The organism is Xanthocytophaga flava (genome assembly GCF_030068545.1).
Classification (GTDB): domain Bacteria; phylum Bacteroidota; class Bacteroidia; order Cytophagales; family 172606-1; genus Xanthocytophaga; species Xanthocytophaga flava.
This window is the reverse complement of sequence record NZ_JASJOR010000024.1, coordinates 81,848-96,174: the sequence shown is the minus strand read 5'-3', so window position 1 is coordinate 96,174 and position 14,327 is coordinate 81,848. Positions and strand designations below refer to the sequence as shown.

Annotated in this window: 12 protein-coding genes; 2 read left to right on the top strand and 10 right to left on the bottom strand. The window is 38.5% G+C overall.

The features are described from left to right. Positions 1 to 232: 232 nt before the first annotated feature. The 8 genes from QNI15_RS28160 to QNI15_RS28125 form a co-directional block, all read right to left on the bottom strand. Positions 233 to 1,591 (bottom strand): sigma-54-dependent transcriptional regulator, encoded by a 1,359-nt coding sequence (locus QNI15_RS28160; RefSeq protein ID WP_314034972.1) that lies wholly within the window; start codon positions 1,589 to 1,591, stop codon positions 233 to 235. Between the two features lie 8 nt (positions 1,592 to 1,599). Continuing rightward, positions 1,600 to 3,879, bottom strand: a complete 2,280-nt coding sequence (locus QNI15_RS28155; protein WP_314034970.1) for a tetratricopeptide repeat-containing sensor histidine kinase — start codon at positions 3,877 to 3,879, stop codon at positions 1,600 to 1,602. A gap of 147 nt (positions 3,880 to 4,026) precedes the next feature. Next, positions 4,027 to 4,500: a Dps family protein gene (locus QNI15_RS28150; RefSeq protein ID WP_313982528.1), complete on the bottom strand. Its 474-nt coding sequence runs from the start codon at positions 4,498 to 4,500 to the stop codon at positions 4,027 to 4,029. A gap of 416 nt (positions 4,501 to 4,916) precedes the next feature. Beyond that, entirely contained in the window at positions 4,917 to 5,066 is a 150-nt protein-coding gene (locus QNI15_RS28145; protein WP_314034968.1) for a hypothetical protein, read from the bottom strand. A gap of 546 nt (positions 5,067 to 5,612) precedes the next feature. After that, positions 5,613 to 6,464: a hypothetical protein gene (locus tag QNI15_RS28140; RefSeq protein WP_313982531.1), complete on the bottom strand. Its 852-nt coding sequence runs from the start codon at positions 6,462 to 6,464 to the stop codon at positions 5,613 to 5,615. A gap of 351 nt (positions 6,465 to 6,815) precedes the next feature. Then, entirely contained in the window at positions 6,816 to 8,177 is a 1,362-nt protein-coding gene (gene hemN, locus QNI15_RS28135; RefSeq protein WP_314034966.1) for an oxygen-independent coproporphyrinogen III oxidase, read from the bottom strand. A 196-nt stretch (positions 8,178 to 8,373) separates the two neighbouring features. Next, the gene (locus tag QNI15_RS28130) at positions 8,374 to 10,305 is read right to left on the bottom strand and encodes an OmpA family protein (RefSeq protein ID WP_314001362.1); all 1,932 of its coding nucleotides are present in this window, start codon (positions 10,303 to 10,305) and stop codon (positions 8,374 to 8,376) included. A 166-nt stretch (positions 10,306 to 10,471) separates the two neighbouring features. Next, a complete protein-coding gene (locus QNI15_RS28125) occupies positions 10,472 to 10,975 on the bottom strand; it encodes a hypothetical protein (protein WP_314001364.1) in 504 nt (167 codons plus the stop codon). Between the two features lie 399 nt (positions 10,976 to 11,374). Here QNI15_RS28125 and QNI15_RS28120 point away from each other — a divergent pair, with 399 nt between their 5' ends. Continuing rightward, on the top strand, positions 11,375 to 11,920 hold the full coding sequence (locus QNI15_RS28120; protein WP_314034963.1) for a flavin reductase family protein: 546 nt from the start codon (positions 11,375 to 11,377) through the stop codon (positions 11,918 to 11,920). Between the two features lie 4 nt (positions 11,921 to 11,924). Here the strand turns inward: QNI15_RS28120 and QNI15_RS28115 are convergent, their stop codons facing one another. After that, a complete protein-coding gene (locus tag QNI15_RS28115; protein WP_314001368.1) occupies positions 11,925 to 12,380 on the bottom strand; it encodes a helix-turn-helix domain-containing protein in 456 nt (151 codons plus the stop codon). A gap of 146 nt (positions 12,381 to 12,526) precedes the next feature. On the opposite strand from QNI15_RS28115, the gene QNI15_RS28110 reads away from it, so the two are divergent. Then, positions 12,527 to 13,372 carry a CPBP family intramembrane glutamic endopeptidase gene (locus QNI15_RS28110; protein WP_314001370.1) on the top strand — a complete coding sequence of 282 codons (846 nt, stop codon included), beginning with the start codon at positions 12,527 to 12,529 and terminating at the stop codon, positions 13,370 to 13,372. A 131-nt stretch (positions 13,373 to 13,503) separates the two neighbouring features. On the opposite strand, the gene QNI15_RS28105 is transcribed toward QNI15_RS28110, so the two are convergent. Next, positions 13,504 to 14,298 (bottom strand): (Fe-S)-binding protein, encoded by a 795-nt coding sequence (locus QNI15_RS28105; protein WP_314001372.1) that lies wholly within the window; start codon positions 14,296 to 14,298, stop codon positions 13,504 to 13,506. Positions 14,299 to 14,327: the final 29 nt, after the last annotated feature.

Below are 14,327 nucleotides of genomic sequence, written 5' to 3'. Positions count from 1 at the left end.
TGAAAAAATACTTTCCAATCGGAATGGCCGCCGGCCTTGCCACGAGGTACTTTCAGGAGGACAAAAGGGGGTGAGAAATGAAAAGCTAAGGACTTGAAAATTAAAAGGATATGGATGAGAGAAGAGACTGGCCTCGCAGCAGGAGGGGACTAATGCACTTACACCACCTGCCACGATTAAATCTCTCTTTTTGTCGCTTTTATTTATTGCTTCTTTGAAACTTGAGTTTACTTTATTTATATCCCTGTTTTATTCCTAACTTTTTCATTTTGGAATATAATGTTGCTGGCGGAAGATTTAATATTTCTGCAGCTCCTCCCGGTCCAAATACCTTTCCTCCGCAGATTTTTAGTGCATTCAGAATATGGTCCCGTTCCATCTCCTCCATAGTCTTTATGTGAGTAGGCTGTTCCTGTGATGGGAGAAAAGAGACTGATGGTAAAGGGATTTCTTCGATCCGTGATCCAGTGGCAAGTAATACACTACGTTCCATCAGGTGTTCCAATTCACGAATATTGCCAGGCCATGAATAACTTTTTAGCTGATTCATTGCTTGTGGGGAAATTGTATCAACTCTTTTCCCGGTTTTTGCACTGAATTTTTCGAGAAAATAAATAGCTAGTGCTTCAATGTCTTCTTTTCTTTCTCGCAGCGGCGGAAGAGTAATCGGAAATACATTCAACCGATAATATAAATCCAACCGAAAACGGCCCTCTGCTACTTCCTTCTCTAAATTACGATTCGTTGCCGCTATAATCCGTACATCTACCTTGATCGTAGCATCTCCTCCAATACGCTCTATTTCCTTCTCCTGTAAGACACGCAGTAACTTAACCTGGCATTCCGGTTGTAGTTCTCCTATTTCATCGAGAAATAATGTACTTTGATGCGCTAATTCAAACTTACCGATCCTGCGATTTACAGCTCCTGTAAAGCTTCCCTTCTCATGACCGAATAACTCGCTCTCTATTAATGATATGGGTAATGCTCCGCAATTGATGGTAATCATGGGTTTCAAACTGCGAGACGATCTCTGATGTATTGCCTGTGCAATACGTTCCTTACCTGTTCCGGATTCGCCCAGAATGAGTACAGATGTATCTGTAGGAGCAACTATTCTAACTTTTTCAAGGGTATTCGTAAAGGATGGACTAGTCCCTACAATGCCTTCAATAGCTAAATTTTCAGAGAGAGAAGAGGCTGTCTGTTCTGTTTCTATAATGTATCGATAGCGTGCTATCTCCAGCATCACCAGCAGGTCCCGTTCCCGAAAAGGTTTTACCAGAAAGCCATATGGTTCCGTTTCTTTTGCTTTTTCCAGTATAGATTGGTTGGTATTGGCAGATATATAGAGAAAAGGAATATTTTTTTGTTTCAGGTCTCTGGCAAGGTCAATGCCTGTCAGTTGACCTTTCAATATAATATCCAATAATACCCAATCCGGTTTTTTCTGGTCAATCAGTTTATGTGCCTGTTCAACAGATGAGGCAATTCCACTGGTTTCATATCCTGCTTTCTGGAGAATCAGACGCAGATCATTAGCAACAATAAACTCATCCTCTACAATTAATATCTTTTCTTTCTTCTTCATTTTACTGATTAAATAGGCTGCTCCCCTCCATATCCCAGTTCCCGATTGATTTCAAAAGTGATTTGTAAGGCTACCCCGTTTTGGGAATTTACCTGAAATGTTCCTCCCAGCTGTTGAGTTAGTCCACGCATAAGGCTCATGCCCAGAGATTCTGTGTTTTCTATATCGAGGCCGGCTGGAAGTCCAATGCCATTGTCTTTAATGGTAAGCTGACAAAGGGACAGGTTAGTTGTTTTAAGCGAAATTCGAACCTCTCCACGCTTCTGATCTGGAAATGCATACTTAATAGTATTAGTTACAGCTTCATTTACGATTAGCCCTAATGGCACAGCTTGTACTACATCTATCTGAATGGGGTCAGTGTCCAGTATAAAATGAATCCTGCTATGGATACTGAAACATTCCTGCATGTATAACACTAATTCCTGTATATACCAGTGCATATCTATAGAAGCCATATTTTCGGACTGATATAGCTTCTGATGAATAAGAGACATGGCATACATACGGTGCTGACTATTGCGAATAGCTTGAAGGGCATCTTCATTATTGAGATAGGCCGATTGCGTATTTAGCAGGCTAATTACAATCTGGAGATTATTTTTAACCCGGTGATGGATTTCTTTGAGCAACCATTCTTTTTCTGATAGTAGTTTTTTCAAAAGCTCATTCTGTTCATTAATCTCTGCCTGTTTGATTTGTAGTTGAAGATTGCTGTGTTGTTTGAGCCGATAACGGTTGTAACTCAATCCCAGCAGCAGCAAAAGCATGACAGAACCTCCAATAACGATGTTTTTGGTTACCTTCTCCTTTTGTAGGGTAGCATTCTGAATAATTCCTTCTTTTCTGAGTAATTGTATGTCTTTTTCTTTATTGTCCAGGTCGTATTGTAGTTGTAATGCGGCCAATTGTTTTTCTTTCTCCTCGCTATGGATAGAATCGGTAAGTGTTTTGTATAATTGAAAATGTCTGAGTGCAGATAGGTATTTTCCTGTTGATGAATCAGTTTTTGCCCAATATAACTCTTTATCTGCCATCAGTTCCTTATTACTTTCTCTTGCTTCCAGGAAGGCATGATAGGCATTGAGATATTCATAGGTCTTTTCGTATTGAGCTGCTTCAAAATAAAATCGGATGGTTGCTTTATAGATGAACGGACCCGCAGTTCCCAGATCAGGCATCATCTTTCTGTAAGCAAGTAATTGATTTATGTATTTTTCCGCTTCTGCTGGCTTTTGCTCATCCAGATAGAGTTGAGCAAATGTATAATATGCTGCTATTTTTACGGAGGATTCTTTAGGGGGATAATCTGTTACTAGTTTATGCAGTATGGTTAGTGACTCTTTAGTCTTCTTGATTCTTCGTAAAAAGGTGATTTCATTAATTTTAATTTGTGTAATTGCAGCTGTATCCTTATATCTGGTAGCAACATCTACTGCTTTCTCAAAGAAAGTGTATGCAGATTCATTGTTATGTAGTATATAATATGACAGTGCAATACGATGATAAATAGTGAAAAGTTGGGGACTGGTATCATGATTATTTTCAGCTGCTTTTAAGGCCATCAATCCATATTTTAATGAAAGTACATGATTGCCCTTGTGACCATATACATAACCCAGTAAGCTATATAATCCCTGAATCTTCTTGTGTTCGATTGCTTTAAAAGTAGCAAGGGCTTTATGTAGATAAAACAATGAAGAGTCAAAATCTTCCTTCACATTGTAGAGGTCCCCAAGATATTCCAGTGCTTTTGCAGTCTTTAATCTTAGTTGAGTTGATTCCAATAGTAAGATACTGCTACGATAATAGTTGATTTTTTTCAGAAGGTCTTCTCCTTCAATAGTGTAAAAAGAAGCTAAGGACATATAAGAGTCTGCTTCCTGCTCCTTTAGGTGATTTTTTTGCGAATATAGTAGTGCCTCCTGGGCTTTCTTTCTTGCCTTATCCAGTTGTTTTTGTTCATGAAAGATTTCTCCTTGTAGCCATAGGACAGTACCTTTACCCTGTATATAGTTGAGTTTATTACTTACTATACTAGCTTGTTTCAGTAAGAGTTGAGCACTATCAATATCTATTGGTAGCTCTCCTGGCCTATGGAGGTAGTGCAAACTCAGTGCAAGCAGCAAATCAGCTTGTTCTGTACTGGTACTACTTTGGGCTAACTTTGCTTGTATGTCTGTACTATTTTCAGGTATCTGAGTGTAGGCCGTAAATTTACATGTCACTAACAGGATGACTATCAGCAAAACTATTCTATAATATGGAAATGAGCCTGGATATGTCATCCTGTTATATACATGTATTGCTACAAAGTACTACGAGTTTTGGATTATTAGCAATAGTATCTAAAATAGCGACAGAGATAATGGTATCAAAATACCCTGTCACGGGCTAGCAACAGGGTACGTAAACCTATAGTATAGATTCTGAGATTACTCAAGATGAGCTCTGAGCATCCAGGCCATCTTCTCATGGGTTTCCAATAGACCTGTAATGTAATCACTGCTACCTACATCACGCAGTGTGTTGGCATAACTATTAATATTACCTCTCAGATGCATGAGGATACTTTCATGATCTGCCAGAAGTTCGCGGATATACCCAAGACTATCATTTTTCTCACGAGACTGTTCTGTTAAATGAGTAAGCTGAAGAAATTCTTTTAACGTGGCAGGTGGAAAGTGACCCAGTGTCCGAATACGTTCTGCTACCTGGTCAATAATCTCGTCCAGCTGTGTGTATTGAGTCTCAAAGAACAGGTGTTTGCTGTGAAAGTCAGGACCTGTAACACACCAATGGGCTTTACGTGTTTTGGTATACAATACATATTCATCTGCCAGGATCTTAGCCAGTGAATGAGCTACTTCTGCCTGATAGTCGGCTTTAATTCCAATTGTTGCTTCCATGTGAGTATGAAAAGAGGTTTGGGTTAAATCTGTCTATCCTTTTCTCAATTTGAATGCCATTGGTTTAGTGAGTTGTTAATCAGCTGTTTACTGTTGGAAGGTTAATTCTATAATGACGATATTTCGTAAATTTATGATGGAGATATGAAATCCTTACCTTCCAACAGGTATTCGGCATGATGGCTTGTGATGGCAATAGCTGGTACTAGTAGGAATGCATTATCCGATTACAAGATCTGACTTTTTGATTTAGTATATGATAGAAAATAGTGTTGACTGCTGATGGCAGTCACAGCATTTTTAGCAGAGAGGGGAGGGGAAATTAGTAAAAAGTAATCGTAGATTAGATAGATGAAGTAGACTATCTGATAAGGGGAGAAATGCTATTACTGTAGCACACAAAAAAGCCACGTGGCTTATGCGTGGCTTTTTTGTGTATAAAATTTGCTTTTCAAAGCTTTCTTAGTGGCATCCAGAATCAGCTTAAAATCGATAGCCTTGTATGTGATGGCGTCAATAGCTACTACAGATACCAGCAAGAATAATACGGTTAAAACAGCTTCCATAATTGTAATAAAGTTATTGTGATAAATGAATTAATATTTCTAATTGTTTAACTAGTGCTTAATTGAAAAAGTTCAATTTTTATTTTCTTGTTTTGATAATGCAAAATTATAATGTGTTTGGCTGATTTCAAAATAGATGTAAGATTATTTTAAGTTGTAAAGCCTTTGTTTATTGTATTATTCTAATGTAGTGTAGATATTATATGCTTTATTTTGCTCTTTTTAAACGTTTTTTGATTTGTTAGATTGTATGGGAATGCCTGATTTTTTACAATGGTTTTGTTGGGAGAATACAAGTTGGCCGGCATTTATTGTATTAATCTAATTTGGTGATGGTATTAAAATTAGTTTTTGTCAGGCTTGCTTTATTTGTATAGTTATATTTATGAGTCCAAAAAGTGCAGGATAATTTAATGACTCAAGAGATAAGTTTTTTTTGAAAAAAAATGTAGAAAATAAAAAAAGTGGAAAGATGGAAACTAAAAAAGGTGATAATCGCTACGATTCTCACCTTTTTTCTATTGAATAAGACTAGTATGTCGGTTCTTAGCTTTTCTGAAGAATAGATTTGAGAGGAATTGCAAATCCAAATAATATCGATTTCTCGAGAAAGAAGAAGTGATGACCTGCTTTATCCACTCTGTGATTGGCTGTAGTGATCACATTAGGCATACTAATCAATCCTCCTTTAAGCTGTGGCATTATAAAGACTCCATGAAAGTTGAAGCTCAGTCCCAGATTAGTAGATACTCCGAATCCCGAAACGTGCCACTGGTCATTACGATCATAATTGAACAATTTTACATTCGTTTTAGGAATCATCATTCCAACTCCTAAGCCATTTACCAGATCAATAGATACTTTACCATTTTTAGATGCACTCAACCTGCGATAGTGGCTGAGTTCTGCATTAATGTAGTTCAGTCCGTCTGTGTGTTCAAATGTCAGAAAGTCGTCGGTCAACTTAATCGGTTGATCCGTATAGGTTCCATTAAATTTAGGGTCCTGACCTGCAATAGATCCTGTAATATTTACGATCTGGTCCTGATCCATAACGTATTTCATATGATCAAAACCTACAGATATACTCCACTGATTGGATATGAAATAACCAATGCGGTAATCATATTGAGGAACTGTAAATGAGGCTGGGTCAAAGTACTCTTTCAGATCAAAAGGTGTAGGGCGGTCATGAGCTACCACCTTATCTAGTGTGAAGTTATAGCCAGAACCACTAAAGTGGATATTGCTTTTTGTATAAGCAGCCCAGTTCCAGCCCCAGTAGCCAAAGATTCTTCCTTTTCGGGAAACTGCATCTTTAAAGATAGATTTTGTTTGCGCGTTGGTGTAAAGAGTGAGGAAACAAAGGAAAATGGTTAGAAATAAACTTTTTTTCATGATTTTGTATGGACGATGGTTACTATAATTATACTGCAGATACAGAGGCTAAGACGGAAATGGATTTGTAAAGATTGTTCTTGTGATGTACTTGCAGTAAATCAGACAGGGAGTACTGTTTGATTTGTTAAAAGTGCTCTGGAGCTAAGTAAGTGGATGGATAGTACTTATTGGGCTGCAAAGAAAAAATTTTTTTTTATTGAAGTCAAAAGTGAAATTGCCTATCAAATTTTATTTCGTTGATAAGTATTTGTATTTGAGAGAGATAAGTGTCTAAAAAAAGTAATAAAAAAACAGAAGTTTATGTATATATCAAATACATAAACTTCTGTTATCCCTTGTGGATGATTTTTAAATGGCTTTGCTGAAGGTACGTTGAGTAGATTGGCTTTGCCAGTAATGTTCATCCAGTTGCATGGCAATATTTCGTATAAATAGCTTACCTGTTTGAGTAACCTGTATGTGATGTGAATCTAGCTCTACCAGTCCATCGTCTTCAAGTACTTTGAGACGTATAAGCGCATCTTTCAGGTAATGAGGTGCTTCACCTGTCCAGGAGGTAGTATGCTTGCACATCAAATTCAGAATCTGTTTTCGAACTGCCAGATCTTCCTCAGTAAGAATATGGCCTTTGGATATAGGTAATTGACCTTGCTCTACTTCATGCATATACGCTTCCACCTCTTTGTTATTTTGTGCAAAAGCATTCCATGTATCAGAAATACTTGAGGCTCCTAAACCTATGAGCAATTCCGTTGACTGAGTTGTATAACCCATAAAGTTGCGATGCAAAGTTCCTTGTTGGTGTGCTTTGTACAATTCATCAGCAGGAAGAGCAAAATGGTCCATGCCGATTTCGTGATAACCAGCTTGTAGTAACAATTCTCTGCCTAATTCATACAAAGCACGTTTCTGATCAGCTTGAGGCAGATCTGCTTCTGTATAACGACGTTGTGCCGGACTTTTCCAGGGAACATGTGCATAACTATAAAAGGCAATACGTTCCGGACGCAACTCCTGTACCCGATCAATGGTCATACGGATACTGTCTATAGTTTGAAGAGGCAGTCCATAAATAATATCCGCATTGATTGCTGTATATCCTATTTGTCTGGCATCTTCAAATACACGTTTGGTTTGCTCAAACGTCTGAGGACGATTGATGATATACTGTACTTTTTCATCAAAATCCTGAATTCCTACGCTCAATCTACGAAAGCCTAAGTGATAAAGAGTTTGTAGTTGTTCTTTCTTTGTATAATTGGGGTGGACTTCCAGACTGAATTCCGGATGAGAAGAGATATAGGAAGTACTTAGTATATTTTCGATCAGGTATTGCAGATGAGAGGCAGAGAAAAACGTTGGTGTGCCTCCGCCGAGATGTATTTCACTTACTATAGGCTGTCTGCCAAATAATGTATGGTATAGTTGCCATTCTTTTAGTAATGTATCGATATATGGTTTTTCGACCGCATGATTGGCTGTGATACGTTTATTGCATCCACAATACGTACATAGCTTTTCACAATAGGGGAGATGCATATAAAGACTGATACCTTTGGAATAGCTACGATCAAATGCCTGTCGTACTGACTCTTCCCAATCCGTACCGGAAGGTGTATCTTTCCAGTGAGGTACAGTGGGATAGCTGGTATATCGGGGACAAGGAATGTCGTATTTTTGAATGAGAGAACCTATGTCAGAGCCAATCATAGTACTATAGATTAAAGATAATCAAAGGTACAAGTGAGGCATCTGACAAAGGATGAGAGAAGTCATTATTTCCTATGATAAATAGCTTATAGGATTATGTTCACAGCAAAGAGTTTGATAGTTGAGGGATAGGGGAGATAGAAATACAAAACCCTGCTGCAAGCAGGGTTTTGTATTCAGGGTATAGTTTGATTTATTATTTATTAACGCCTGTAACGCGAATCTCTGTACGACGGTTTTGCTGATGTTCTTCTTCTGTTTCTGCTTCTTTGATTAGCAATGCTGTTTCTCCATATCCTTTAGCTGCAATCCGATTAACAGCAATTCCTTTGGAGATCAGATATTGTACAGCTGAGTTTGCACGACGTTGTGAGAGTGCCAGGTTATAATCATCTGATGCACGGGCATCGGTGTGTGAACCTAGTTCTACAGAGATGCGAGGGTTGTCATTGAGAAACTGCACGACTTTGTCCAATTCAATTGCTGCATCTGGGCGAATTGCATCTTTATCCAGATCGTAATAGATATTCAATACCAGTGTAACTCCTTTTTCTTCACGGTTAAGAGGCACTTTTACATAGAAAGTAGTATCTGTAACAGGTTTTATCAGCATCTCCTGAGGAATGGTACGACCTGACATAGAGAATGGCTCACGATTGGTTAGATAATCTGGCTTAGCAGCTATTATCATATAATTTTTGCCTTCCTGTACCGGAAACTTAAATGTTCCATCGTCTTTTGTGGTCATTTCACCAATCTGCTTATCTCCTTCCATGAACTGAATTTTGGTGTTTCCCAACACAACATCACCCGTTGGTCCTTTAGTGATTGTCGTGCCAGCCAGGAAGTAATTAACAATTTTGTAACCAGGATTTTTGTCTTCAAAGTAATAGATGTCATCATCGCCTTTACCACCTTCACGGTCAGATGAAAAGTATCCGGTAGTTGGAGTTTTAAAGATGATACCAAAATCATCGCCGGTAGAGTTCATGGGTACACCCATATTGGAAAGGGTAATCTCTCCAGCTTTACGAATGGCTACAAACATATCCAGTCGACCCAGACCAGGATGTCCGTCTGAAGAGAAATATAACTTGCCATCATCTGATACATAAGGAAACATATCGTTGCCTGGCGTATTAATCTTGGTTCCCATATTGGTTGGTTTGCCGAAGCGCCCACTAGCATCAGCTGTTGCCCGCCACAAATCAACACCACCTAAACCTCCACTACGATTAGAGGCAAAGTATAATGTTTTGCCATCAGTAGACAAGGTTGGTTGTGCATCCCATGCATCCGGATGACTAATTGGCATAAGTTCAGGGTCAGTCCATTTATTATCACGAAAGTAGGATATATATAAGTCCATATCCTTCCGTCCACGGGTCCTGCCACCCAGATTGCCTCTGGCGAAGATCATCATTTTGCCATCTTTGGAGAAGGTTGGTGTACCTTCGTTTACATTGGCATCATAGATTTTATCGCTAAATAGTTCAGGTTTTTGTAATGAAGTAGAATCTGCTAACTTGGATTTATACAGGCCAACCATACCCAGACCATTGGCTTCATAGGCCTTTTCCTTACGGGATGCTGTGAAAATGATATTTTCTCCTTGTAATACAGGTGAGAATTCTGAGGCAGTGGTATTTAGCGCCTGTACATTCTGAATTTCATAGAATGTTTTTTGGGAAGCAGTTTTTTCTATCTCCGGAAGGTTTTCAATTTCTTTTTTCGCTAAGGCACGAAGTCTCAAACTTTTAGCTGTTTTCATATAATCTTCGAAGGCAGCCTGAGCTTCTTTGTATTTTCCATTTGCCTTTAATGCATAGGCATAATAATACTTAACAGTATCATCCTTGTTGCCAGCGGCGATAGCATCTTTGTAAAAAGGTTCAGCTTCTTTGATTCTATTGGAGTACCAATAAGCGGACGCAATGGAAGTATTTATTTCCAGTGGTTTGAATGAAGCATTTTTCGCTTTGGCTTTTGTGAAGTTGTCAATGGCAGGTTGATATTTGCCGGCTCTCATCTGTTGTACTCCTTTTTTGTAAAGTCGGGACGCCGAATTACAACTGGCCAGTAACAGTATTCCAAAGACAAAAAATATAGGTATAGATTTGCGTAGCATAGCGCACTAGTAATTTTTTTCCGAAAAATAGGGTTTATACCTGAAAAACGACGAATTAGATTGTAAATTATATGAAGCTGATTTTTAAATTATTGCTTCGCCATTCTTCTCTTAGACAATATAAGATTTCTGGAAGTCCTTACAAACAGGATTTCCAGAAGCCTATTTATGCTGATACCGTTTTCGGCTTAAAATAACGGGAAAGCCAGGTATTGCCCGCTGGTTTTAACCATTCTGTTTGTAGTTGATCAATGGTATTTACCAGATTGTTGAATGCTGGTGTATCAGACGTAATTTGTTCAGATTCTACAGCTTGTTTTATGTCCTTTAGTGCAATCAACTGCACTGTGTCATTTATTAAAAATGCCTGTTGTGTACGATCAAAGAAGGAGATATGATATTGTTGTTCCATCTCCTGCATGAACCGAACAGATTTATCAATAGAACATCCACTGGCTGCATTGTATTCTTCATCAACAGCCAGAATCAGAAACTGATGGTGAGCAATCTGACAAGATGCTTTTAATGTCTGGTTGTGTACAGTCCAGGATACCAGAAAGTTTTGTGTATCAGCCACTATATTTCTCTCTTCGTCACTTGTAAACGGACGACCTGCTTGATATACCCATACACGGGAAGTGTCAGGCATCTGATTGAATTCTATAAACATAAGACTTTTACTTTTTTGCTAATATATTGATTTTTCTATAGAATGAGAAAAATCCGGAAAGTGTTCCCATTGCATTCAGAATGATCAGCAAATGAGTGATTCATTGAGTTCACCTGAAAAAAACTTCATTACTAAACAGACATCCATTGTCTGATACTCTACTATCTGTATCACCGATTAGCCACAGGCATAATTAAAGATCGCAAGAAATGGGTTTTTATCTAAGGAAAGATGTCTGAGTTTTGGCTCGTTCATTTTTCAAGTCAACCCTATGCATCAGATCAGTAATCCCTCTATTTTGTATTTTGGTACACCTGTAGTACTTATCAGTACGTTGAATGAAAACAATTCCTATAATCTGGCACCTATATCTTCAGCTTTTGGTTAGGCTGGCGCTGTATGATTGGCATATCTGCTTTATCCAAAACCACTGAAAATCTTCTACGTACTGGAGAATGTGTTTTGAACCTACCTTCTGTGAATGAAGTTGCGGCTGTAAACCGTCTGGCTTTGACTACCGGGTCAAAGCCTGTTCCCGAAGGCAAACTAGCAAAAGGGTATCGGTTTGAACCTGATAAATTTGACATTGCAGGACTTTCAGCTGTTGATTCTGAGATTGTAGTCGCTCCAAGAGTATTGGAGTGTCCGGTACAAATGGAAGCGCAATTAGTAGCTACTCATCCCATTGCCGAAGAAAGCTCTACACAACGTGGAAAGATTGTAAGCATAGAGCTGAAAGTAGTTCGAGTATATCTGGAGGAGTCGATTCAGATGAAAGACAATCCTGATCGTGTTGACCCAGATAAATGGCGACCATTGATTATGAATTTTCAGCAATTTTATGGATTAGGAGAACAGGTACATCCATCAATATTGGCTCAAGTTCCTGAACAACTTTATCAGAGTTCTGACTGGAAGGCAGCCCGAGAACTAAGTGTAGAATAAGAATTTACTTCCATATTCTTAAAAGTACCATGGTATAAATTCCTAACATTCCTGCAATAAATAAGAACAGTTCAAACTCTGTTTCTGGAAATCGGGCAGATTGTGCCAAGAAAGCTGCTGCCAACAGTAGTAGAATAATACCACTGCTAAAGGTCAAAATAATTTTCTGGGCATAATTGAGCCTTGTTGGTAAGGCTATGAAGGTAGGCTCTTTTGCTGGATTATGTGAAGATTCCTGAGAGGACCCTTCTTCTGCTTGAGCAAAATCCCATATAAAGTTTAATTGTTCAGAAAGAACTTTTACTGTATAGGCTCTGGGGAGTACATCCGCACTTTCGATTCGCTGAATAGACCGCAGACTGATACCTGTAAGGTTGGAAAGTTCTTGTTGGGTATAGCCTTTTGCCTGACGTCCGTCTCTTACCTTTTGGGCGATTGTTTCCTTGGCTGTAGTATCCATAGTTTAGGTAGTAAAGATGATGACAATATACGTCTTTTGTACGCCATTTGTCAATGGCGTTTTATTTGGAGGGTAGTAAGGATAGATTTGTTTCGCTGGGGCAGCTGTTACCCGGATTTATTAATTTGACAACTCATTAAATTACTATGACAAATTCATCTTTACTGCAACGCTGGACGATATTTAATAAGCCGGCTCCTCTGATGGCCTTTTTCAAGGTTTTTCTGTATTGGATAGTAGTTGAACTTATTTTATTAGGTAGTGGATTCCTTGCTTCTTTGTTTCCTCTACCTATAAGTCGTTATGGATTTGGTTTATTTGGATGTCTGGGAAGTACACTGATTACGCTATGGTTTATAAGAAAAGATAATCAGTCATTTCAAAGTATGGGATTTCAGTATCAATCAGGTACTATTCCCCGATTTCTACTAGGTTTCTTTTTGGGGTTGTTGGTGATGCCTGTGGTAATAGCGATTTTTTTGCTAACAGAACCTGTACAATTGATATCTGTAGATACAGCCAATATGGAATTGTTTATTGTGTCAGCAATAAGCCTTATACCTATGGTGTTTGCTGAAGAAGTTGTCTTTAGGTTGTATTCCCTAAAAACACTACAACCTTACTTTGGAATATGGACTACTCAATTGATCATCGCATTTGTTTTTGGTCTCTATCATTTGTTGTATGGATGGAGTATTGTGGATGCAATGGTGGGTACCTCACTTTGGTCATTGGTATTTGGTCTTTCAGCTGTACTGTCCCGGGGGATTGCTGTATCAACTGGGATTCATTTTGCAGTAAATATAGGGCAGATTTTAGTAGGGAAAAAGCAAAGTTTATGGACTTTGAAACCGATTCACTCTGCTACAACGGACTGGGAGAAACATATGCATAGTACAGCTTCACTGATTGGTTATGGCATTGTAGTATTGTGGATCATAGTTTTGGTTGTATTGATTCTTAAAAAGAAGAGATTAAAAGAAATAGCTTAGAGGAATAGAATAGGTACTTTTGTTAAATACTTCTTGCGCTGTTTATCCTTACAAAAATAAACCCTGAGAAGAGAGTTAAACTCTACTTCCCAGGGGGTTTTTAGTTGTTGGTTGATATTAAATTGTTGGCTTTATAATGACCTATCAATTAGTTCTGCCAGATCATATACTTTAACTTCAGTTTCCTTCTCTTTGTTTTTAATTCCATCTGCCAGCATCGTCATACAAAATGGGCAGGCAACAGCTACAACATTCGGATTGGTGTTGAGAGCTTCTTCAATCCGTTCAATATTAACCTCCTTATTGCCAGGTTCTGCTTCTTTAAACATCTGTCCACCACCTGCACCACAACACAGTCCATGTCGACGACTGCGTTTCATCTCAATGAGTTCTGCATCAAGAGCCTGCAATACTTCTCGTGGAGCTTCATATACATCGTTGGCACGTCCCAGATAGCAGGAATCGTGGTAGGTAATACGTTTGCCTTTGAATTCCCCACCTCCCTGTAATTTTATTTTACCTTCATTGATTAATTGTTGTAAAAATTGGGAATGATGAAGTACTTCATAATTTCCCCCTAAAGCAGGGTAATCATTTTTCAACGTATTGAAACAGTGGGGACATGCTGTTACGATTTTCTTAATATTATAACCATTCAAGACTTCTATATTTTGTATGGCCAGCATCTGGAAGAGGAATTCATTCCCTGCCCGACGTGCAGGATCTCCTGTACAACTTTCTTCTGTACCAAGTACCGCAAAACGGATACCTAGTTTATTTAAGATTTTGGTAAAGGCAATCGTTACTTTTTTGTACCGATCATCAAAAGAACCGGCACAACCTACCCAGAAAAGAACTTCGGGTTCTTCTCCGCGGGCCATCAACTCAGCCATGGTAGGAACTTGAAAATTTATGGTTTCACTCATATCTATAGTAGAATGTTTTGTTCACAATA

Bases quoted from the DNA above. Each gene is read 5' to 3' on its own strand.
- QNI15_RS28160 (WP_314034972.1), bottom strand. From the start codon at position 1,591: ATGAAGAAGAAAGAAAAGATATTAATTGTAGAGGATGAGTTTATTGTT.
- QNI15_RS28155 (WP_314034970.1), bottom strand. From the start codon at position 3,879: ATGACATATCCAGGCTCATTTCCATATTATAGAATAGTTTTGCTGATA.
- QNI15_RS28150 (WP_313982528.1), bottom strand. From the start codon at position 4,500: ATGGAAGCAACAATTGGAATTAAAGCCGACTATCAGGCAGAAGTAGCT.
- QNI15_RS28145 (WP_314034968.1), bottom strand. From the start codon at position 5,066: ATGGAAGCTGTTTTAACCGTATTATTCTTGCTGGTATCTGTAGTAGCT.
- QNI15_RS28140 (WP_313982531.1), bottom strand. From the start codon at position 6,464: ATGAAAAAAAGTTTATTTCTAACCATTTTCCTTTGTTTCCTCACTCTT.
- hemN (WP_314034966.1), bottom strand. From the start codon at position 8,177: ATGATTGGCTCTGACATAGGTTCTCTCATTCAAAAATACGACATTCCT.
- QNI15_RS28130 (WP_314001362.1), bottom strand. From the start codon at position 10,305: ATGCTACGCAAATCTATACCTATATTTTTTGTCTTTGGAATACTGTTA.
- QNI15_RS28125 (WP_314001364.1), bottom strand. From the start codon at position 10,975: ATGTTTATAGAATTCAATCAGATGCCTGACACTTCCCGTGTATGGGTA.
- QNI15_RS28120 (WP_314034963.1), top strand. From the start codon at position 11,375: ATGATTGGCATATCTGCTTTATCCAAAACCACTGAAAATCTTCTACGT.
- QNI15_RS28115 (WP_314001368.1), bottom strand. From the start codon at position 12,380: ATGGATACTACAGCCAAGGAAACAATCGCCCAAAAGGTAAGAGACGGA.
- QNI15_RS28110 (WP_314001370.1), top strand. From the start codon at position 12,527: ATGACAAATTCATCTTTACTGCAACGCTGGACGATATTTAATAAGCCG.
- QNI15_RS28105 (WP_314001372.1), bottom strand. From the start codon at position 14,298: ATGAGTGAAACCATAAATTTTCAAGTTCCTACCATGGCTGAGTTGATG.